18 protein-coding genes are annotated in these 20864 nt (G+C 69.4%); 6 read left to right on the top strand and 12 right to left on the bottom strand.

Going from position 1 to position 20864, the window contains the following annotated elements; genetic code table 11:
- Positions 1-2 precede the first annotated feature (2 nt).
- Positions 3-1091, bottom strand: a complete 1089-nt coding sequence (locus Mth01_RS15655) for a ThiF family adenylyltransferase (RefSeq protein ID WP_204016582.1) — start codon at positions 1089-1091, stop codon at positions 3-5.
- Between the two features lie 265 nt (positions 1092-1356).
- Here Mth01_RS15655 and Mth01_RS15650 point away from each other — a divergent pair, with 265 nt between their 5' ends.
- On the top strand, positions 1357-4278 hold the full coding sequence (locus Mth01_RS15650; protein ID WP_204016581.1) for an AfsR/SARP family transcriptional regulator: 2922 nt from the start codon (positions 1357-1359) through the stop codon (positions 4276-4278).
- A gap of 5 nt (positions 4279-4283) precedes the next feature.
- On the opposite strand, the gene Mth01_RS15645 is transcribed toward Mth01_RS15650, so the two are convergent.
- Positions 4284-4985, bottom strand: a complete 702-nt coding sequence (locus Mth01_RS15645) for a phosphatase PAP2 family protein (RefSeq protein WP_204016580.1) — start codon at positions 4983-4985, stop codon at positions 4284-4286.
- A 134-nt stretch (positions 4986-5119) separates the two neighbouring features.
- Positions 5120-5740 carry a mycothiol-dependent nitroreductase Rv2466c family protein gene (locus Mth01_RS15640; protein ID WP_275408953.1) on the bottom strand — a complete coding sequence of 207 codons (621 nt, stop codon included), beginning with the start codon at positions 5738-5740 and terminating at the stop codon, positions 5120-5122.
- 247 nt (positions 5741-5987) lie between these two features.
- On the opposite strand from Mth01_RS15640, the gene Mth01_RS15635 reads away from it, so the two are divergent.
- Positions 5988-6413: a ClpX C4-type zinc finger protein gene (locus Mth01_RS15635; RefSeq protein ID WP_204016578.1), complete on the top strand. Its 426-nt coding sequence runs from the start codon at positions 5988-5990 to the stop codon at positions 6411-6413.
- Positions 6414-6471: 58 nt separating this feature from the next.
- Here Mth01_RS15635 and kynU read toward each other — a convergent pair whose 3' ends face one another.
- Positions 6472-7749: a kynureninase gene (gene kynU, locus Mth01_RS15630; RefSeq protein ID WP_204016577.1), complete on the bottom strand. Its 1278-nt coding sequence runs from the start codon at positions 7747-7749 to the stop codon at positions 6472-6474.
- 259 nt (positions 7750-8008) lie between these two features.
- On the opposite strand from kynU, the gene Mth01_RS15625 reads away from it, so the two are divergent.
- Complete coding sequence (locus Mth01_RS15625; RefSeq protein ID WP_239089697.1) at positions 8009-8779, top strand: GntR family transcriptional regulator; 771 nt, start codon at positions 8009-8011, stop codon at positions 8777-8779.
- 448 nt (positions 8780-9227) lie between these two features.
- On the opposite strand, the gene Mth01_RS15620 is transcribed toward Mth01_RS15625, so the two are convergent.
- Positions 9228-10325 carry a hypothetical protein gene (locus Mth01_RS15620; RefSeq protein WP_204016576.1) on the bottom strand — a complete coding sequence of 366 codons (1098 nt, stop codon included), beginning with the start codon at positions 10323-10325 and terminating at the stop codon, positions 9228-9230.
- Between the two features lie 143 nt (positions 10326-10468).
- On the opposite strand from Mth01_RS15620, the gene Mth01_RS15615 reads away from it, so the two are divergent.
- Positions 10469-11023, top strand: a complete 555-nt coding sequence (locus Mth01_RS15615) for a gamma carbonic anhydrase family protein (protein ID WP_204016575.1) — start codon at positions 10469-10471, stop codon at positions 11021-11023.
- Here Mth01_RS15615 and Mth01_RS15610 read toward each other — a convergent pair.
- Both Mth01_RS15610 and Mth01_RS15605 read right to left on the bottom strand, forming a co-directional pair.
- On the bottom strand, positions 11001-12092 hold the full coding sequence (locus tag Mth01_RS15610; RefSeq protein ID WP_204016574.1) for an endonuclease/exonuclease/phosphatase family protein: 1092 nt from the start codon (positions 12090-12092) through the stop codon (positions 11001-11003). The two genes, Mth01_RS15615 and Mth01_RS15610, sit on opposite strands and share 23 nt — an antisense overlap.
- Before the next feature lie 13 nt (positions 12093-12105).
- Positions 12106-13371 carry a mannosyltransferase family protein gene (locus Mth01_RS15605; protein WP_204016573.1) on the bottom strand — a complete coding sequence of 422 codons (1266 nt, stop codon included), beginning with the start codon at positions 13369-13371 and terminating at the stop codon, positions 12106-12108.
- 142 nt (positions 13372-13513) lie between these two features.
- Here Mth01_RS15605 and Mth01_RS15600 point away from each other — a divergent pair, with 142 nt between their 5' ends.
- A complete protein-coding gene (locus Mth01_RS15600; protein ID WP_204016572.1) occupies positions 13514-14914 on the top strand; it encodes a hypothetical protein in 1401 nt (466 codons plus the stop codon).
- Between the two features lie 260 nt (positions 14915-15174).
- Positions 15175-15336 carry a hypothetical protein gene (locus tag Mth01_RS15595; RefSeq protein WP_204016571.1) on the top strand — a complete coding sequence of 54 codons (162 nt, stop codon included), beginning with the start codon at positions 15175-15177 and terminating at the stop codon, positions 15334-15336.
- A 136-nt stretch (positions 15337-15472) separates the two neighbouring features.
- Here Mth01_RS15595 and Mth01_RS15590 read toward each other — a convergent pair whose 3' ends face one another.
- The 5 genes from Mth01_RS15590 to Mth01_RS15570 form a co-directional block, all read right to left on the bottom strand.
- Positions 15473-15754: a metal-sensitive transcriptional regulator gene (locus tag Mth01_RS15590; RefSeq protein ID WP_204016570.1), complete on the bottom strand. Its 282-nt coding sequence runs from the start codon at positions 15752-15754 to the stop codon at positions 15473-15475.
- A gap of 71 nt (positions 15755-15825) precedes the next feature.
- Positions 15826-16902, bottom strand: a complete 1077-nt coding sequence (locus tag Mth01_RS15585; protein WP_204016569.1) for a glycosyltransferase — start codon at positions 16900-16902, stop codon at positions 15826-15828.
- Positions 16899-17810, bottom strand: a complete 912-nt coding sequence (locus Mth01_RS15580; RefSeq protein WP_239089695.1) for a hypothetical protein — start codon at positions 17808-17810, stop codon at positions 16899-16901. The genes Mth01_RS15585 and Mth01_RS15580 overlap by 4 nt, the downstream gene beginning before the upstream one ends.
- 158 nt (positions 17811-17968) lie before the next feature.
- A complete protein-coding gene (locus Mth01_RS15575) occupies positions 17969-20053 on the bottom strand; it encodes a (Fe-S)-binding protein (protein WP_204016568.1) in 2085 nt (694 codons plus the stop codon).
- A 211-nt stretch (positions 20054-20264) separates the two neighbouring features.
- Complete coding sequence (locus Mth01_RS15570; protein ID WP_204016599.1) at positions 20265-20858, bottom strand: TetR/AcrR family transcriptional regulator; 594 nt, start codon at positions 20856-20858, stop codon at positions 20265-20267.
- Positions 20859-20864 lie beyond the last annotated feature (6 nt).

The following is a 20864-nucleotide window of genomic DNA, read 5'->3' as shown; positions in this document are numbered from 1 at the left end:
CGTCACCGCCGGGCCAGGGCGCACGCCGGGCAGTCGGGGTCGTGGGGGAACGGCTCCCAGGTCGGGATGAGCCCGTTGCGCAGGTCGAGAATGACGCGGCATCCGGCGGCTCGGGGTGGTTCGATGCCGGTCAGGTAGCGCAGGACCTCGTAGGCGACCAGCGAGCCGACCTGCATGGCCATCGGCCCGGTGAGCCCGTTGGCGAGTCGGAGCCCGCGGGTGAGCCGGTGGGCGACGCCCGCCGAGGTGCGCTCGTCCGGGTTGGGCAGGTCCGACTCGTCGCACCGTAGGCAGGCACTCTTGCCCGGATCGACGGAGAAGTAGATGAGTTGGGTGCGGGTCATCCCGCCGGCGACGAGGGGGACGCCCGCGCGGAGCGCGGCCTCGTTCACCCACAGGTTGGCGTCCGGCGCACCGTCCAGGCCGCCGGCCACCAGATGGACGTCCTCGGTCAGGTCCTTCAGGTCCTCGGGGCCGGAGATCCACCGGTCGACTGCGCGGACCTCGATGCCGGGGTCGTATTCGCGCACCCATTCGGCGGCGCGGTCGACCTTCGACCGGCCGATGTCCGTGCTCCGGTAGAGGAACTGGCGGGCGAAGTTGCGCGGCGCGATGTCGTCGCGGTCCACCAGCGTCAGCGCGCCGACGCCGAGCCCGGCCAGGCACTGCACGAGAGCGGAGCCGCCGCCGCCGGCGCCGAGCACGAGGACGTGCGAGCCGCGCAGCCGCCGGACGAACTCCGCCCGAGAGGTGTGCATGCCGGCGAAGGAGCCGAAGAAGGTCAGGTTGGAGAAGTGGCGCTCGTCGGCGTCGGGCTCGCCCAGCCACCGTTCGGCGGCGTTCTCGACCAGGCCGAGGCGGTCGAGCCCGTCCAGCCCGTCCCGGACGTCCTCGACCGAGGCGGCGAAGCCTCGTGCGGTCAGCGCGGCGCTCAGTTCCTCCGCCGTCGCGGGCCCGCGGCCGAGCTCGTCGAGAAGCGCCGCGATCCGGCCTCCCGGGTCGGCCAGGGTGAACGCCTCGCGGGGATCGTGGACCACGATGAGCTCGTCGCCGAGGGATTCGCAGGCGCATTCTTTCAACATCACTCGCATCGCCACTCCAGACGGTCGATGGGACGAAACGGACGGGGGACGGTCGCGCCGTCCCCCGCCGATCTGCTGACAGCCGGCGCGTCAGGTCATGAACTGGGTCGCCTTGACGGACTCGACCTTGCGAACCTCGATCTTCACTGAGACCACCTCCTTCCGGATGTCATTGATCAAGGTCCTATGCGCGCCCACAAAATCCCCATAAAGTCACTACAGAAGGTCGAAAGGTCCGTCCGGGTTTTCGCTGAGCGCACTACGGGGGGCGAAAGTGGACTTTGCGATCCTCGGACCGGTCCGGATCACCCAAGCGGGACGGCCGGTGCGACTGGCGGCCAAGCCGCGCGCGGTGCTCAGCACCCTCCTTCTCCACCCCAACACCGTCGTCTCCAGAGACCGGCTGATCGCCTCGGTCTGGGACGAGCCACCCCGGTCGGCCCTGGCCAACCTGCAGACCTACGTGTCCGTGCTCCGCAGGGCGGCGATCGAGGTGGAGACGCAGGGGCCGGGCTACCACCTTCGCCTCGGCACCGGCCGGCTCGACCTCCTCGCCTTCGACGAGGCCGTACGACGGGCCCGCCGTGAGACGGCGGACGGCGACCTGGCCGAGGCCGACCGCCTGTTCGCCGGGGCGCTGTCGCTCTGGCGCGGCAGGCCCGCCGAAGACGTACCGCTGGCCGGGGCGGTGACCGCACGCATCACAGAGCTGGAGGAGCGGAGAGAGAGCGCCAGGTTCGACTGGATCGACGTGCGCCTGCGGCTCGGCCTGCACGACGAGGTCGTCGGCCAGTTGACCCCGCTGGTGGAGACCGACCCGCTCAGCGAACGCCTGTGGCACCGGCTCATGGTTGCGCTGCACCGGGCGGGGCGGCGTGCCGAGGCGCTGGAAGCGTACCGGCGGGCACGGTCGGTGCTCGTCGCCGAGCTGGGCGTGGAGCCCGGGCAGGAGTTACGGAACCTGCACACCGCGATCCTGAGCGACGCCCCCGTCGAACTGCCCGCACCGGCGGCCGTCGCCGGGGACCTGCCCGCTCCGGAGAGGGCCGGGCGGCAGACCCCCGGGTGGACGGGGATCTGCCTGCTTCCAGCGGACATCGCCGACTTCGTCGGGCGCGAGTCCGAGACGCACGAGATGATCAGCGCGCTGCGTGGTACGGCCGACCGGGGCGGCGCGGCGCCCGTGATCGTGGCGGTGTCCGGCCCGCCCGGCGTCGGCAAGAGCACGCTGGCCGTGCACGTGGCGCACCTGATGCGGGAGGAATATCCCGACGGGCAGCTGTTCGTCCGGCTGGGCGGCGCCTCGCCGTCCCCCCGCGACCCGGCCGGCCTGCTCGCGGAGCTGCTGCGAGCGCTCGGCGTGGACGCCGCCGTCATGCCCGCCTCCGTGGAGGAGCAGGCGGCGATGTACCGGGCCCGGATCGCCGACCGCGCCGTCCTGGTGCTGCTCGACGACGCGGGCGGCGAGGCCCAGGTGCAGCCGCTGATCCCGGGGACGCCAGGGTCGGCGGTCATCGTCACCTCTCGCGGGCTGCTGCCCGCGATGCCGGGCGCGATCGCGCTCACCCTGGATGTGCCGCCGCCCGCCGACGCCCACAACCTGCTCGCGGGTGTGGCCGGCGCCGACCGGGTGGCGAGCGACCCGGAGTCTGCGGAGGCGATCCTGCACGCCTGCGGGCGACTCCCGCTCGCGCTGCGCATCGCCGGCGCCCGCCTCGTCACCCGTCCCGCGTGGCCGCTGGCCGAGTTCGCACGGCGACTCGCGGACACCTCGGCGTGCCTGAACGAACTGCATTCGGGACAGCTGGACGTGCGCACCACGTTCGCGATGAGCTACGCGACGCTGTCCCCGCAGGCCCGGCGGGCGTTCCGGCTGCTCGGATCGGTCGCGGCCGACAGCGTGGCCGCATGGACCGTCGCCGCGCTGGCGGGCACCTCCGCGCACGACGTCGATCACTCCCTGGAGGAGCTCGCCGCCGCCGGTCTGATCAGCGCAAGCGACGTCGACGCGGCGGCACAGCCCCGATATCGCATGCACGACCTGCTGCGGGGCTTCGCCGCCGAGCTCTTCACCGCCGAGGATAGCCACGAGTGCCGGGCGGCGGCGCTGCGCCGTGTCGCGGCCGAGGCGCACGTCCGAGTCATCGACGCCGCGCGCGAACTGCCCCTCGCCTTCGCTCCGCCGCCGTCCGACCTACCGGCGCGGACACCGCCCTCCGCCGCGGCCGGCGCCTGGCTTTCGGCGGAACGCAGGGTGCTCGTCGGGGTGGTGGCGGCGACGTCCCGGGCGGGCCTGGTGACGGCGTCGGTCGACCTCGCCCACGTCCTGGCGCCGTTCCTCATCGTGCGCGGTTTCCACGACGACGCCGTGAACATGCTGGACGGGACGATCGAGGCCGCGGCCGCGGCGGGCGACGCCTCCGCCGAGACGCGCCTGCGACTGGTGCGCGCCGACGTCGAGGTGGACCGCAGGCGCGCCCACACCGTCGCCGCGGAGTTCCGTCGGCTGCTGGACCGCTTCGAACGGACGGGGGACCGGCACTCGGCCGCGTACGCGCTGCTCGGGATCGCCGCCACTCTGGAGGACGATCTGGGGTCCGCGCTGGCGGCCGCCACCCGGGCGGCCGACTGCTTCCTCGCGCTCGGCGACACGAACGGCCTGCTGAGCGCGTGGTACGAGGTCGCCGGAGTCCAGCTCTTCCTCGGCCGCTACGACGACGCCGCGGCCGCCTGCCGACACGCTCTCGCCCTCGCCGACGGCGAGAGCGCCGTCCACAGCGTCCGCGCCCGGCGCGGTCTGGGGATCGCCTGCTACGAGATGGGCCGGGTCGAGGAGGCCGTCGGGCACTACCGGGTGAGCCTCGCCCTGAGCCGCGAACTGCGGTGGAATGAGGGCGAGCGGATCGCGCTACGCCGTCTGGCGGAGGCCGAGGGCGCACTGGGCCGTTTCGACCGCGCCACGCGCATGCTCGCCGAGTGCATGGAGATGTGTGTCCGCGCCGGTGACGCCCGAGGGGAGGCCATGACCGTTTACGCCCTGGGCGAGGTCTCCCGGTGGCGGGGAGACGAACGCGCCGCCCTTGATCACTTCACCGTCTGCCACGCCCTGCTCAACCCGCGGGGCGAACACTACTGGTCCGCTCGCACCCGCGAGCAGATCGCCCGCTCCCGCGCCGCCCTCGGCCGACTCTGCTGACTCGCTCATCGCATGCGATGCCGAGCCGGGCGACGGGGCTTCAACCACGTCATCAGCCACGTCGTCAACCGGGTGACCAGCGAGGTGGCCGGAGCGAGCAGAGCCGCCATCACCAGGGATGCGACGGCCACGCCGAGCAGGAACCCCGCCGCGACGTCATGCGGGTAGTGGACTCCGACGAAGACCCGGGACACGGCCGCGAGCACGGCCAGCGCCGGGGCGATGACGATCATCCGCCGCCAGGCGATGACCAGTGCCGTCGCCGCGGCGGCGGCGAACGTCGCGTGGTTGCTCGGCAGCGACCAGTCCCCCGCTTCCGGGCAGGTCGCGATGATGAGGGTTTCACCGGGTCGCCAGCACGGCCGGGGCATTCTCAGCATGCTCTTGATCAGCTCGCTGCACAGGTACGCCGCCACCGTCGCGATGGGCCCGAGCAACGCCAGGGCGAGCATCCGATGATCGCCGCTCCGGCTCTCAGCCCACCGGCCCTCGGCCAACCCGCTCTCAGCCGACCCGCTCTCGTCCTGCCAGGCTCGCCAGGCTCGCCACAACACGATGGCGAATAAGGCCGCCAGGAATGCCGGGATCATGTCGGTTCCGACCTCGGCCCAATCCCGGACCCACGATGGGGTGCCCTGGGCGAAGCCGACGACGTCCCGATACCACCCCATGCTGACATCCGGGACGTCATCGATCTCGTTGTGCACGTTTCCTCCGCCTCCGCGTTTCCCATGGGTCTTACAGACCATAGGGGCGCGGAGGCGCACCGGGTGCCCCAGGAGGTCGCCGGTCACCCTTCACTTTCATCAACGCACCCGGCGGGATGCGGGGGAGACGCGGCTCAGGTGAAGTCGAGTTCGCCCGTACGAGTGCGCTTCAGTTCGAAGAAGTACGGATAACTCGCCAGGGCGAAAGCGCCATCGAAGATCTTTACCGCCTCCTCGCCGCGCGGGATGCGGGTCAGCACCGGCCCGAAGAACGCCACCCCGTCGATGTGGATCGTCGGCGTGCCGACGTCCATGCCGACCGGGTCCATGCCCTCGTGATGGCTCCGGCGCAGCGCCTCGTCGTAGTCGGTCACGTCCGCCGCGTCGGCGAGCTCGGCGGGCAGGCCGAGTTCCGCCAGCGCTTCCTTGATCACCAAGATGTAGTCCTTGTTGTCCTGATTGTGGATCCGGGTGCCGAGGGCCGTGTAGAGGTCACGCAGCACCTCCTCACCGCTGTGCTGAGCGGCCGCGATGCACACGCGTACCGGCCCCCACCCCCGGTCGAGCAGATCGCGGTACTGCTCGGGGAGATCCTCTCTGCCCTGGTTGAGCACCGACAGGCTCATCACCCGGAAGCGCAGATCGATGTCGCGCTGCTTCTCCACCTCCAGAATCCACCGGGAGCTGATCCACGCGAAGGGGCAGACCGGGTCGAAGTAGAAGTCGACCTTGGGACGCTGCGAGCTTTCCGTCATCAAGTGCCCTCCTGATCCGAACGGCTCTGGGTTCGTTTCAGGGAACCCGCGGCGATCTCCGCTGATTCCCGTCGATCTGTTCCCGCCAGATTTCGCCATGTCGTGACGGCCATGCCGTACGTACGGCCCTGCGGCCGTACGGTGAGGCATGCTCGGGGAAGAGTGACGCGACGCCCGAGAGCAGCCGGCCCGCCGACCAGCGGATGCCCGCTTGATGACCTTGGGGTCGCGACTTATGGTTGCGGCCATGGAACCATCGGATTTAGAACCATCAGATTTACTGGAGCGAGCCCGCTCCCGGTCGACCGACCCCGCCGACCCCCTGGAAACCCTGTCGGCCGCGATCGCCCTCGGCGCGGAACTGCCCGGCGGCGCGGACCCCCTGATCGACCTGGCCGTACGGGAAGCCCGTGACGCGGGGCTTTCCTGGGCGGCCGTCATCGAGCGGTTCCGGCTCATCAGGCACCCGGTCAGGCCGCGACGGTTCGCTCCGGCATTCGCCCACCGCCATCTGGCCAACCGGCGACGCAAGCGTGACGCCGCCTGCTCATTCTGCCGGCGGCCGCCCGGCCCCCGGGTCCACATGGTCCACGGGGAGGGCGGCCGCATCTGCGATCGCTGTGTGACCCTGGCCGGGCAGATCGTCGCCGGTTTCGACAGACGCGGCCGCTGATGCCCCGCTGAACGCCCGGTGAACGTCCGCTCGACTCGAGCGCACCCGCGATTTCGGCTCAGGTGACGGCCAGCCGTCGGCTGTACCGCTCGTCCCGCCAGAGTTCCTTGCCCAGCACCTCCGCCAGCGTCGTCGCGGCATCGTAGACGTCGACGTGGCGCAGATAGAGCGGCGCGAACCCGAATCGGATGATCTCCGGCTCCCGGTAGTCGCCCACGACGCCGCGATCCGCCAGCGCCCGGACCACCGGGTAGCCATCGGCGTGACGGTAGCTGACCTGGCTGCCCCGCCCGGCCGGATCGCGCGGCGTCACCAGTGCCAGATCCGGACACAGCTCGTCCGTCAACTCGATGAACAGGGACGTCAGCGCCACGCTCTTGGCCCTGACCGCCGCCATGTCCACCCGTTCCCAGATGTCGAGCGAGGCGCCCAGCGCGGCGTAGGACAGCACGGGCGGGCTGCCCACGGCGAACCGCCGTACCCCCGGCGCCGGCCGGTAGCTCGGCTCGAAGGCGAACGGCGCCGCGTGCCCGTGCCAGCCGGACACCACGTTGTGCACGGCCTCCTGATGACGGGGGGCCACGTAGATGTATGCGGGCGCTCCAGGACCGCCGTTCAGATACTTGTACGTGCAGCCGACCGCGAGGTCGACCTCGCCCATCTCGACGGGCACGACACCGGCGCTGTGACACAGGTCCCAGATCATCAGCGCGCCGGCCGCGTGGACCTGGGCGGTCACCGCGGCCATGTCGCGCATCGCGCCCGTACGGTAGTCGACGTGGGAGAGCAGGACCAGCGCCACGTCGTCACCGAGGGCCGCCTCCAGTGTCCCGCCGTTCGCACCCGGCGCCGAGCCGATGTCCCTGATCTCGTACGGCCCCAGCGCGCGGGCCGCGCCCTCGACCACGTAACGGTCGGTCGGGAAGTTGTCGAGGTCGGAGACGATGACGCGGCGACCCGGTCGCAGCGGCAGCGCCGCCGTCACAGCCTTGAAGATGTTCACCGAGGTGGAGTCGCCGGCGAGCACATCGCCGGGCCGTGCTCCGATCAGAGGGGCGATCCGGTCACCCGTGGTCTGCGGCAGATCCCACCAGCCCGCGCTGTTCCAGCTCGCGCCGAGATGCACGCCCCATTCGGTCTCGACCGTGTGGGCCACCCGCTCGGGGGTCCGCCGTGGCAGCGCGCCGAGCGAGTTCCCCAGGAGGTAGATGACGCCGGGAGGCAGCGAGAACTCCTCCCTGAAGTCCTTCAGCGGGTCCTCGGCGTCGAGGGCCTGGCATTCATCGCGGGTGACGGCCACAGGTAGGCTCCTTCGGTTTCTACGGTTATTGTCCATAAATAACGCCTGGTGGGTAGGTTCCGCCACCTGCCTGAGTGCTGCCGCGGCGGGGTGCGCCAGGACAGGGGACACCGTCGCAATACCGGCCGGGGCGGCAGCGCCGTAACGGACGGCTATAACTCCCATAGATCGCCACATGAGCACGATGCGCTCAAAATAAGCACGCAATCAACCCCAGACTCTGTGCAATCGTGGACAAGACGGGGCAAGTTCTCTGGAGACGCCAATCCCCGTTGGTGACAGAGGGTGATCAAACGTGACAGAGTCCCCCGTGCCCCCGCCGCCTCCCATGCACCATGATTCCCCGATCTATCGCCGCATCGCGGATCGCCTGCGCGATCAGATCCTTTCCGGTGCACTGGACGACGGGGATCGGCTACCCGGCGAGAACGCGCTCATGGCCGAATATGGAATAGCACGGGCGACGGCACGCCAGGCGCTCGCCGTACTGATCAATGAAGGCCTTGCCGTACCACGGCGCGGCTCGGGAGTCTATGTCCGGTTGTTCCGCCCGATCCGGCGGCATGGATCACGACGGCTGTCCCGAGAGCAGTGGGGCCGGGGCCGGGCGATCTGGGACTCCGACACCCCCGGCCGGGCGTACGCCGTGGACGAGGTCGATCTCCGGCGGGAGCCCGCGAGCACGCCGGTCTCCCGGGCGCTGAGGTGCGACGATGTGTGGGTACGGCACCGCCGTTATTCGGTCGACGGACGGCCCGTGCAGGTCGCGACGTCGTACTTCCCCGCCGACATCGTCGAGGGAAGCGCGATCACACTGCCCGACCCCGGACCGGGAGGTGTCTACGCCCGCCTCGATGATCTCGGCTACCCACCCGTGCACTTCACCGAGGAGGTGCGTGCGCGGATGCCGCAGCCGAGGGAAACCGCGTCGCTGGACCTCCCGGCGGGCACCCCCGTCATCGTGATCTCCAGGATCGCCTTCGCCGCCGGCGGCGTACCGGTCGAATTGAACGAGATGGCGCTCGACTCCGCCTCGTACGTGCTCCAGTACGACTTCGACGCGTGATCTCGCACGATCTCGTTTCCTGCGGCAGGTCCTTGCCCTGCCGCACGGTGCGGTGCGGCCGATAGGTTGACCTGACCATCTCGGTCGTTGATTTCTCTAGAGATGTCCCGCACCTTGGTGAGAGACGCCAAGAACAACCGGACACTTCGGCGAGGGAAGGCGACGGATGTCCTTTGACCGACACCTTGCTGAGATTGCCCGGGACTTTCCGGAATGGACAATTTGGCGGAGTGACGCCGGCCGGTGGTGGGCCACCCGGCATCGTCCCCTCAGTCCGTCGCAGCGCGCCACCGGGTGCGCGATGACGGTTGACGCGGACGAACCGGACGGGCTGCGCCGACAGCTTCGTGATCAGGAGCGACGTGCCGCCGCCGCCAATCCATGAGCGCGGAAGCCCCCGACCCGATCGGGGGCGGGGGCTTCCGCTACCAGAGACTCGCCGGTTCCATCAGCCGCGCATGGGCTCCTGCTCGTCAGACTGTCGGCGAACCCGGCCGAAGTCGACATCGGTGTCCTCGGTCATCTCCGACTCCATGATCCCTGACTCCACCATCGACCCGGCGATCATCGACTCGCTCGGCACGGACGTCTGCTCCCCCGGCCGCGTGTCCTCCACGATCATGCGGAGGTCCAGGTCTTCGACCGCTGCGCCATGATCCTGCTCATTCATGGCATTTTCCGCCCGTGTGACCGGCTCCGATGAGGGCTGGGCCTCTTCGGGGGCGGCCGGTCGGCCCGACTGGTGAGCCTGCTGTGGGTAGGGCTGGTACGGCGCGGGCGGCAGAACGACGGCTTCGTCGATCAGCGGTCCCGCGGCCGCCTCCCACTGCATCAGGCCTCCCACGACCGAACCGATCTCGGTGAGTCGGCGCACCACCTCGGTGTGGGTGTCAGTCAGTTGGGCCACCCGGCGGCCGGTGTGTTCGTCGAGCGCGGCCACCCGCTGCTGTGCCGCGCCGAGAATGGCGTCGGCACGGGAGCGCGCCTCACCGAGCACCCGGTCGGCCTCGGCCCGTGCGCTCTGCCGGGTCTCCTCCGCCTCGGCACGTGCCGTACCCAGAGCCTCCTCGGCGTCCGCGCCGGCCTGTGCCAGGAGCCGGTCGGCGGTGGCGGTGGCGTCGGCGATCCGGCGCTCGACCTCCTCCTGCGCCGCCACCCTGATCGCGTCGGCCTGCTCGCGCGCCGAAGCCACCAGCCGCTCGGCCTCGGCCACCGCGTTGTCGCGCAGCCTGGTCGCCTCCGTCTCGGACGCCTGCTTGTTGGCCGCGGCCTCCTCGTGGGCGAGCTTGAGGATCTGGCTCAGTCGCTCACCGAGCTCGTCGGGGTTCTGGGGGGACTCGGTCAGCTTGCGCCGGGCCTCCGCGAGCTCGAGGCGGCTCTGCTCGGCCTGATCGATCGTACGCGCGAGGCGCTCCTCCAGGTCTCGGATCTGGTTGCGGGTCCGGACCATGTAATCGTGGACCTGGCGACGGCTGTACCCGCGCATCACCACTTCGAAGGAGTCGTCGCTCATGAGGTCGGGGAAGTTGTCGGTCTGGTTCGTCATCGGCAAGCCCTGGGGGTTGGAAGGTAACGACGGAACGCCCGTCCGGACACGACTTTCCTGCCAACCGACCTCCGTTGCAACCTGAACGCGGTTATGCGAGGGCGCTGGGACGGGTTGCTGAGGGCTCATGGAATTATGACGGCATGTCATACATCGCCGGCCTGGACGACGACGCCACCCCGTTCATTCATCCCGAGGCATGGGTGGCGCCGGGCGCGGTGGTGGTCGGGCGGGTACGGCTCGGCCGCGGGTCCAGTGTCTGGTACGGCTCGGTGCTGCGGGGCGACGACGAGCGGATCGAGGTCGGCGACGACTGCAACATTCAGGACCTGTGCTGCCTTCACGCGGATCCCGGGGAGCCCGCCATTCTGGACGATCGGGTGAGCCTGGGCCACCGCGCGATGGTCCACGGCGCCCACGTGGAGGCCGGCGCGCTCATCGGGATCGGCGCGATCGTGCTCGGCGGCGCGGTGATCGGAGCGGGTTCCCTGGTCGCGGCCGGCGCTGTGGTCCCGCCGGGCAGGAAGATCCCGGCGGGCGTCCTGGTCGCGGGCATCCCCGCGAAGATCGTCCGCGAGCTCACCGACGACGACCGGGCCTCCTTCGCGCAGACCCCGGAGCGATACCGGGCGAAGGCCCGACGCCATTCACAGGCTGTGACCTTGCGAAACGGATCTATGGGACACGGGGTTTCATGACGAGTGTTCCCAGCAGCGGCCTGTGGTCGGAGAGCTCGGGCCGCGTCCTGATCACTTGGGCGCCCATCGCCCGATAGTCGTTCTCGCTCGCGAAGATGTAGTCGATCTTGCGACCGCCTCTCGTCGTGGGCGCGGCTCCCCCGTCGGCCCTGCCGTACGGCGCGGCGTCCACCTCGGTGTAGTCGCCGCCGCCCAGCCCGAGGCCGTACACGGCGGCGAGTTGACGGTCGTCGGGCAGGCGGTTGAAGTCACCACTCAGGATCACCGGCCTGCCACCGGCGTAACGTTCGACGAGGTCGACGACCTGCCGGGGAGACTCGGTGTCCGAAATGTGTGTCACGCAGGACACTGAGCGCCGTTTTCCCATGACTGTTCGCGCACACAGCAGACCACGGGGATGGATTTTGGCGCTCCTGTCGGCCGGGGGACGGTCCACCTTGAGCATCCGCCGCAGCGGAGATCCGTGGATGCGGCCTTTCAACGCCAGAGCCATACCGAAGCGCTTCCCGTCGGGAGGTGTCGTCTTCCTGGTCAGGTCGCCCCACAGCAGGCGGCATTTGTCTCCGCCGCCCCGGGCTATGCCATACCACACGAATCGGTAGTCCGGAAGCTCTCGCTTCAGCAGGCTCACCTGGGCGTAGCACATCTCGGTGAACGACGCCGCGTCCACCTTCCGGCTTCTGATCAACCCGGCGACCCGGCTCGCCCACACCTTTCGCCGCGCGCGGGTCAGGTCGCGGGTACACGTACGGTCCCGGTTATCGGTCGCGCAGACGTTGTAGGTCAGCACGTTCACCCGATGCCCATCCGCAACCGCCCCACTCCCAGCCCCGCCGTCGGCCGTGCCATCAGCACTGCCGTCAGCGCCGCCGTCAGCACTGCCGTCAGCGCTGCCGTCGGTCCGGTCGCCGGCGTCTCCGGAGCTTTCGGCGTTCTTCCGGACGCCCACTCGTCCAGCGGTCGCGGTGCAGGCCACCGTCATCGAGACGACCAGGAATCCGGCGGCCACCACCGTCACCGGCCAACCGGCCCGGTCATGAGCGACATATCCCCCCATAACCGGTGACATAGCCAGAAATCGATCAACCCACCCAGGAACCGGTGGTGAAATTTCCGACATTGATTGCCATGACCGGTGCGGCGACCGACAGGTAGGCCATGAAAACCCAGGGCCTTCGAGCTCCGGCGATGCCGACCGACAGGTAGAGCGGCCACCACAGCAGTGAGGCCCGGCCCACCGACATGTAGAACGACGACATCGCGAGCAGCGCCACGGCCTGCGGCGCGAGATAGGCGAAGGCCCCCCACCGCCGACGTACGAGCTGCCAGATGATCAGCGCCACCAGCACGGCCGCCGCCAGGATCTCCTCGCGATAGGACGTCTGCAGGCTTACCGGATCTTCAATCGAGCGCTGCCAGGTGTTCTTGAGCACCGTCCAGGGCAGCTCCGCGTACCGCCCCCAGTACTCCGCCTCGACACGCTTCCACTCCATCGGGTCTCCCGTACGGCCCCACAGGTAGAGCATGTAGGCCAGCACCGGCACCCCCGGCAGCGCCAGCCACGGGATCTTGCGCCAGCCGGCGCCGCGCAGGCCGTTACGCGCGACAAGGAACTGTACGGCCAGGCCGAGGGCGAGGAAGAGCCCGGAAATGCGGACGCATGACGCGAAAGCCGCGCACACGGCGGCGGCCTCCCAGCGGCCCCTGCGGGCCAGCAGCCACGCGGGGATGGCCAGCGCGAGGAACGGCGCCTCCGAGTACCCGGCGAGCATGAACACCGCGAACGGGCTGAGGAAGAACGCCAGCACGGTCCAGACGCCGCTGCCCTCCCGGTACGACTCGCTCAGCCGTGACAGCGCCACCGCCACGACCGCGCTCGCGACGAGCGAGACCAGGACGATGGCGAGACTCCAGTCATCGACGAACACGTGCAGGTAGCGCAGGAGCAGCGGCAGGCCGGGGAAGAAGGCGGTGAGCTTCGGCGCGTCGGGCATGTCCGGCGGACCGTCATATCCGTACGCGGCGATGGCGATGAAGTTGTCCGAGTCCCAGGGCGTCAGCCGGTCGAGGATCGGATCCTCCGTCCGACCGGGGGCCGCCAACACCATGTAGATGTACGCGGCGACGTGCCAGAAGAACCAGACGAGCAGGGCCGTACGGTCACCCGGGCGGGAGAGCACCCGCGACGACAGCCGGGACAGCCGGGGCAGCCGGCGCACTGCCCCGCCGCCAGCCGCCCCCTCACGGTCAGCCGTGCCTTCCGTCGCCGTGCTGTCCGGCACAGTGCTGTCCGGCGCCATCTCCTGCTCGGGCTCTTGCTCGGGCGCGGTGCGCTGAAACTCGGTCACGATCGCCTATTCCATACGGTGGAAATGGGTAATGCCAAGGGGTTGACGGTCGCGATTGTGACCGGTTTCCGCCGACTTGTGCGTTCAGGCAGGTCATCCGTCGCAACAGCTGAGACTTGCAGGACGGAACTACCATGGCCGCGTGTGGTGGGATGGGTTCGCGGCGACCGAACAGGATGTTCGCGCCATCGTCGATGATCCGCGCTGGGTCATGCTTCCGCCGGTCGCGAAGGCCCAGGCCATCGCCCAGCGTGTCCTGACCGCTCCAGACGGCTCACGATGGCTGTTCGGCGCGCACGCCCGATGGTACCGGCTCGACCAGGCCGACGGCCGCTGGCACCTGTCCGCTCCCCCGTCACATCCCGCCATCCGGTCGGCCGCCCGGCCGGGAGCACCCGGGACACCGGGAGCACTGGGAACACTGGGAGCTCTGGCCTCGCCGCTGCCGTCCCAGCTGATCCCGACTGGTCCCGACTTCGCCTACGACCGCGGATCCACTCAGGCGTTCGTAGGTCCCGACGTGCCCCACGAGGTCACCGACGGGATCCGGATGCTGATCAAAACCCATCGGGGCGTGCCACTCGACGACTTTCCCCTGACCGGGGGCTTCGGGGAGGTCTTCGCCCGGGATGTCGCCGGCACGATCGCGGTCGTCTGGGGCACGATCATGTGGTGCGCCTACGCTCCCGCCTTCGACGGCAACGAGGCGCTGCTGTCGGCATTCGGCGAGTTCCTCGCCCGGCCGCTCCCAGGAGACGACTGGGTGCGCTGGCTGCCGATGGGTTCCTTCGACGCTCTCATCACCCTCTACGCGGAGCGGATGCGGTCGGGAGCCGAGCAGGCCGGCCTCCACCTGGCGAGCGTGATCACCGAAACCGCGGCCGTGCTGCGGGCGGACGACCGGTTCCGCCCGCGGGCCGACGCCCTGATCGCGATGGTCGGACCGCTGCCCACGCAGCCCTGGCTCGACCACCACGCTCTCCTCTCCGGTGCCGTACGGCAGGCCTGGCTGGCACGCTGCCCGCCGCACCTGGCGGCGGCGACGCTGCCCGAACTCTCGCCCGGAGATCACTTCCGGCACAGTCTGTACGACATGGTCGAGGCGCTCGGCTATCTGGCTCCGAGGGGAATGGACCCGAGGACGACAGCGGCGGCGCTGGTCGCCGCTGACGTGGCGGGGGTCTGCGGCACGACGGAGCCGTACTGGGCGCCCGGCGCCTCCGGCACCGCCGACATCGTGGCGCGCCTCTACCCCTGGATCGACGACGAGTTGCGGAACGCGCTCTATGTCGCGCTTTCGGACCCGTGGCATCCGTTGCGCGGGTGCTGGCCGCGAAACGGCGCCCTCCCGATCGCGTTCCTTCCCCCCGACCGGAACACCTCGGCCGCGCTCCTGGGATCGGCGTACGCCACCGGACTGGCCTGGTGCCGGCTCACCGGCATGTCCATGCCGTCGAACGGCTTCGCCGTCTGCCGGGCGGTCGTCCAGTGCCTGATCCACGAGCGGGACGATCCACTCCCCCCGATGCCGACAGAGCCGTAGACACGCGGTAGTCACGTCACAGACACGCCCCAGCCATCGGCGCCGAGATCTCGACCTGGTGATATTTCCGCCTTACCCCGCTTTAGCAACCCTTTCCCACCATCACCAACCGTTTCACCAAATCGTGATCCCAATATCACGGAAATGGTCATTCGGGGACAGAGGATGCCTGGCGGAATGGTCCCGATGGGCCATGTCCCGGAAAGGTACCCAGACGTAACCTCGTGATGGGTGTGGGCTGCGGAAGGAAGGACGACGCGGTGGGGCACGACGACCTGGACTCTCGGGTCCATGACCGTGTCGCGTTGGACGAGATCGCGCTCTACGCCGAGGTGCTGGAGGCCGTGAACATCGCGGACGACCGACTGACCTTGGAAGAGCTCGACAACGCGCTGGGGTTGCGGACTTCGGCGAGCCACTGAAGACATCGGAGCCGATCCCGGGCTCTTCGCAGGGAGCCCGGGATGGCCTGACGGCTAAGGTCCCCCCGTTCGCGTTTCCACCCGCCGGGCAGGATCGGAACAGCTCGGGACCGGAACAGCTCAGGATCCGGCTGGTTCAGGATCGGACGAGGCGGGCGATGGCGGCCGAGGCCTCCTTCACCTTCTCCTCGGCCTGAGGCCCGCCGTTGCTCACGGCCTCCGCCACGCAGTGTCCGATGTGGTCCTCCAACAGTCCGAGCGCCACCGCCTGCAGGGCGCGGGTGGCCGCTGAGACCTGGGTGAGGATGTCGATGCAGTAGGCGTCCTCCTCGACCATCCGCTGTAGCCCTCGGATCTGGCCTTCGATTCGGCGTAGGCGGGTGAGGTACGCCTGCTTGTCCGCGCTGTACCCGTGCATATGTCCAGGATACCGCCCCCCCGTATTGGAGCACCCCGGTCGCCGTTCATCGGCGCCTCGGCGACGTCGTCCTACTCCCGGGAGCGCAGGCCGTACATCAACTCCTGCCAGCGGCCCGCGACGCCGGGCGCGGCGTACGTCGAGGCGGAATCCAGCGCACCCGCGGCGAGCGACATGCGGCGGCGCTCGTCGTCGACGAGCCCGAGCAGCGCCCCGGCGTACGACTCGATCTCGTCGTCGCCCTCGGGGACCAGCACGCTGTCCAGTCCTGGGCGGAGGAAGCCGCTCGGGCCACGCGGCCCGTCGAAGCCGACGATCGGCACTCCGCAGCTCAGGGCCTCGATCACCGCCATGCCGAGCACCTCCTGCCGGGACGGCACCGCGATGATGGACGCCTTGGCGAACTCGCCCGGCAGGTCCGGCGTGACTCCCATGAAATAGACGTGGTTGTGCAGTTCGAGTTCCCGGACCAGGGCACGCAGCCGCCGTTCCTCGGGCCCGCCTCCATAGAGCCGCAGCCTCCAGTCAGGGCGCTTGTCCGCGACGATCGCGAACGCGCGGATCAACCGGTCGTACGCCTTGCCCGGCACCAACCGGCCGCCGGCGCTGACGATTCGGTTGTCCATTCGCGAGCGCGGCCACGGTGCCGCCGGGAGCGCGTCCTGGATGACATGGACGGACAGTTCGTCCTCAAGCAGGCGGGCCCACTCCTCCCGGCCGCTTTCGGTGCTGGTCACGACCGCGTCCAGGCGCGGGTAGAAGCGCTGGACGGGGGCCGGTACGGCCGGCCTGGTCCACTCGCGCGCGATGCGGACGACGTGCCGCGGCGCGTAGCGGGCGGCCTGGACGCTCAGCGTCGGCCGGGCGGTCACCAGCACATCGCTGCGCAGCCCTCGCAACATCCGCCACAGCGCGACCTCGGTACGCATCTGCCCACGCGGCAGCAGCCTGCGGGCACGGGGGCGGACGTCCACGAGCCACCGCAGGGTCACCCGGCGATCGACGGGGAAGAAGGGCGTCTCCCTGGTCCGCCGTACGCTCACCACCTCCACCTCGTGCCGCACGGCGAGCTCTCCCGCGAGGTTCAGGATGGCGCGGACATCGCCGCGCATGCCGTACGCCGAGGGAACCAGGAAGGTGATCTTCACGCTCCCACCTCAAGCCGCAACTCGTCGTCCTTGGTGAAGGCCGGCCTGATGGGAACGCCGTCCATCAGGGCGTGGGGGTAGTGGATCCGGCGGCGCTTGCCCTCGACGTCGTCGAGCCGGGCACCGAGCGGCAGCCGGCGGCCCATCCCGTCGACGTCCATGTACGGCACCCACACACCCTGTCCGTCCGGGGTGGCGGCGAGCACGTCGCACAGCGACAGCGCGGCGTGGAAGCGGACACCGTGGACGGTGGCCGCGACGACTATGCCGGGGGCGTCTCCCGCCGCATCGGCCCGTTCCGCCTCCTCGCCGAGGGAGGCCAGCGCCGTACCGTCCGGCTCGGCCGCGAGGCGCAAGGTGAGCCGCGCCCGGTGATGCTGATCGTCGTCACCGAGGCCGGTGTAGGCGAGCAGGCCGGTCACCTCGAACCGCCCCTCCCGGAACCACACCGCCCGAACGTCGGCGATCGGCTCCGCCCGGTCGATCTTGATGGCCAGGAAGCCGTTGCGGGTGCGGTAGGTGCGGTAGGCCATCGTCCGCAGCCCCAGCGCATAGGCGTCGAGTCGGTCGAGTGAGAAGCCCGGATCGGCGCTCCGGATCCTGGTGCGGGAGTCGCCCTGCTGCAGGTAGGCGTCCCACCGGCCCGGGGTGAGCGCCAGCGGCGCGAGCGAGACCGCGACGCTCGCGTCCCGCGTCCGCCCGCCGCTTCCTCGCGGGCCCGACGCCGGCCCGGCCGCCGGAGAACCCAGCGTCACCCGGCGTTCCGCTCCGGTGCCCCGCTGGCGCAGGACGAGCAGGGTGCCGTCGGACAGCGGTTCCTCGGCGGCGATCCGCAGGGAGAGGACGTCGGCCAGTGTGACCTCCGCGTCGGTGACGACCAATCCCGTCAACCCCGTTGCCGAGCGCACTGTCCAGCCCCCTCCCCGTCGATTGAGCCAACGTTGAGGTTACCGTGATTTTCCTGTTATGTGGAGAAAGACTTTGTCGCCGTCATCGGCAAATCTCCACTTTCTCGCGGATTGACACACTACATCTACAAATAGTGCATATTTTCCGCAAAGAATCGTTAGGCTCCCTTGATGGACTTGATCAGGAGCTGCGCGACGTCCACGACCTCGAGGGTCTCCTTGGCCTCGCCGGCGTTCTTCTTCTCGTTGATCGCGTCGCCGAGCATGACCAGGCAGAACGGGCAGGCCGTGGAGACGGTGTCCGGGTCGGTGGTCAGCGCCTCGTCCACCCGCTCGGTGTTGATGCGCTTGCCGATCCGCTCCTCCATCCACATGCGGGCGCCGCCGGCGCCGCAGCAGAAGCCGCGGTCCTTGTGACGGTGCATCTCCTGCGTCTGGACGCCGGGGACCTTGGCCATGATGTCGCGCGGCTGGGAGTACACCTTGTTGTGCCGGCCCAGGAAGCAGGGGTCGTGGTAGGTGATCTTCTCCTCGATCGGGGTGATCGGGGTGAGCTTCCCCTCCTCGACCAGGTGGGCCAGCAGCTGGGTGTGATGGATGACCTCATAGGTGCCGCCGAGCTGCGGGTACTCGTTGGCCAGGGTGTTGAAGCAGTGCGGGCAGGTGGCCACGATCTTCTTGACCCCGGCCTCGTTGAGGGTCTCGATGTTCTGCTGGGCGAGCATGTTGAACAGGAACTCCATGCCCAGCCGGCGGGCCGGGTCACCGGTGCAGGCCTCCATCGGGCCGAGCACGCCGAACCTGACGCCCGCGATGTGCAGCAGCTCGGCGACCGCCTTGGTGGTCTTCTTGGCCCGGTCCTCCAGCGCGCCGGCGCAGCCCACCCAGAACAGGTACTCGGTGTCCTCGGGCATCTTCTCGTCGACGATCGGGACCTCGAAGTCCAGTTCTTCGATCCACTCGGCCCGCTTCATCTCGGACATGCCCCACGGGTTGCCCTTGTTCTCGAGGTTCTTGAGCATGACGCCCGCCTCGGAGGGGAAGGACGACTCGATCATCACCTGGTAGCGGCGCATGTCCAGGATGTGGTCGATGTGCTCGATGTCCACCGGGCACTGCTCCACGCACGCGCCGCAGTTGGTGCACGACCACAGCACGTCGGGGTGGATGACCCCGTCCTCGGCCACCAGTGGCTTGTCCAGCAGCGCCAGCACGTCCTCGCCGAAGCCGGCCCGCGCCTCCTCACCCGCCAGCAGGTACGGCGCGGCCGCCAGCGCGTGGTCACGCTGGTCGAGGATGAGCATCTTGGGCGACAGCGGCTTACCGGTGTTCCACGCCGGGCACTGCGACTGGCAGCGGCCGCACTCGGTGCAGGTGTAGAAGTCGAGGAAGCCCTTCCACGTGGTGTCGGTGATCTTGCCGCGGCCGAAGACGTCGACGTCGGGGTCGGCCTCCTCGAAGTCCAGCTCCTTGCCGTTGCTGCGCATCGGCTGCGCCGCGCCGAGCCCGTCCGGGCGGCGGGAGAACAGCACGTTCAGCGGCGCGGTGAAGATGTGCAGGTGCTTGGAGTTCACCACCAGGACCAGGAACACCAGCATGACGCCGATGTGCAGCAGCAGGCCGACGCCCTCCAGCACCTCCGCCGCGGTCTCCCCCTGCGGCAGGATCTTGGCGACCGCCTCAGAGGCGAAGGCCCCCGACTTGTACGGGAAGTTCCCGGTGTTGACCGCCGCGCCACGGGCGAGGAACAGCGTCCAGATCACATTGAAGATCATGAACAGGGTGAGCCAGGCGCCGCCCAGGTGGGAACCGGCGAACCGGGAGTCGCGGCCCAGCTTCTTCGGCGAGTTCTTGAGCCGGATGGCGGTGAAGGCGACCAGGCCCAGCAGACAGGCGACCGCGATGAAGTCCTGCAGGAATCCCAGAACCGGCCAGGTGCCGATGATCGGGATGTGGAAGTCGGGCGTCCCGGTGATCGCACCCTTGATCAGCGCGCCGTACGCCTCCAGATAGACCGAGGCCAGGATGAAGAACGCCCACATCACGAAGAAGTGCGCGGTGCCGGACGGCGTCCACTTCAGCAGCTTCCGCTGCCCGAAGACCTCCACCAACTGGGTCTTGATCTCGGTGCCCACGTTCGCCTTGGCGTGCTCGATCCGCTCCGGGGCGGGCTGACCGCTGGTGGCGAGCCGGAAGAGGAACAGCACGCGGCGTCCGGCCAAGGCGACCGCGACAGCGGTCATGACGAGCCCGATTATCGCTACCCAGAGCACGGGTTCCTCCCCATATGGAACGGTGACAGGGCACCCCGAATGGTACCGGCGAGTAACATATGCCCGTCACCGATGGCTACTTGAAGGCCGATGCTAGAACAAGGCTCTGGCACAGGTTACGTGGGGTCAGGCTATGCCTCGTCCCACCGCGCGTCCCGGTGTCCCGGGTCCCGTTATTCGGCTATCCCGTCAGGTAACGCTGGATGGTGGGAGCCAGGAGTCCGACCAGCTCCTCGGTGTCGGCCGATCCCAGCGGCTCCAACCGCATGATGTACCTGGCCATGACCACGCCCAGCATCTGGGAGAAGGCGGCCTGCATCCGGATGGGCGGAACGCCCAGCTCCGCACCGACCCGTCCCAGCACGGCCGATGCGAAGAACTCCCGGAGCATCGTCACACCCTGCTCGTTGACCATGGCGGTCCGCAACAGGGCGAGGATCCGCTCCCGCGCGGCCGGCTCGCCGGTCATCGTCAGGATGAAGCGCACCAGACGCTCACCGATCTCCTCGCGGGGACCACTGACGATCAGGGGAATGGCGGCGACCGGATCGACCGGCAGCCGCATCGCCGCGACGAACACCCCGTCCTTGGTCTCGAAGTAGTGGTGGACCAGGGCGGGATCGACCCCGGCGGCCCGCGCGATGCCCCGGATCGTGGCCTTGTCGAACCCCTTCTCCGCGAAAACCCTGCGCGCCGCGGTGAGGATCTCTCCCCGGGTGTCGGCAGCGCCGGGCCGGCGACCGGGCCGCCCCGGCCGCCGCCGTACCTCCGCCATGTCGGT

Origin of the sequence: Sphaerimonospora thailandensis (assembly GCF_016863115.1) — a bacterium.
In the GTDB taxonomy this organism is placed as follows: domain Bacteria; phylum Actinomycetota; class Actinomycetes; order Streptosporangiales; family Streptosporangiaceae; genus Sphaerimonospora; species Sphaerimonospora cavernae.
This window is presented reverse-complemented; position numbering and strand designations above follow the sequence as displayed.

What these genes read in the sequence shown, in the direction of transcription:
- Mth01_RS15655 (WP_204016582.1), bottom strand. Translation starts at nt 1,091, where the DNA reads ATGCGAGTGATGTTGAAAGAATGCGCCTGCGAATCCCTCGGCGACGAG.
- Mth01_RS15640 (WP_275408953.1), bottom strand. Translation starts at nt 5,740, where the DNA reads ATGACGGAAAGCTCGCAGCGTCCCAAGGTCGACTTCTACTTCGACCCG.
- Mth01_RS15635 (WP_204016578.1), top strand. Translation starts at nt 5,988, where the DNA reads ATGGAACCATCGGATTTAGAACCATCAGATTTACTGGAGCGAGCCCGC.
- kynU (WP_204016577.1), bottom strand. Translation starts at nt 7,749, where the DNA reads ATGGACAATAACCGTAGAAACCGAAGGAGCCTACCTGTGGCCGTCACC.
- Mth01_RS15620 (WP_204016576.1), bottom strand. Translation starts at nt 10,325, where the DNA reads ATGACGAACCAGACCGACAACTTCCCCGACCTCATGAGCGACGACTCC.
- Mth01_RS15615 (WP_204016575.1), top strand. Translation starts at nt 10,469, where the DNA reads ATGTCATACATCGCCGGCCTGGACGACGACGCCACCCCGTTCATTCAT.
- Mth01_RS15610 (WP_204016574.1), bottom strand. Translation starts at nt 12,092, where the DNA reads ATGTCACCGGTTATGGGGGGATATGTCGCTCATGACCGGGCCGGTTGG.
- Mth01_RS15590 (WP_204016570.1), bottom strand. Translation starts at nt 15,754, where the DNA reads ATGCACGGGTACAGCGCGGACAAGCAGGCGTACCTCACCCGCCTACGC.
- Mth01_RS15575 (WP_204016568.1), bottom strand. Translation starts at nt 20,053, where the DNA reads ATGACCGCTGTCGCGGTCGCCTTGGCCGGACGCCGCGTGCTGTTCCTC.
- Mth01_RS15570 (WP_204016599.1), bottom strand. Translation starts at nt 20,858, where the DNA reads ATGGCGGAGGTACGGCGGCGGCCGGGGCGGCCCGGTCGCCGGCCCGGC.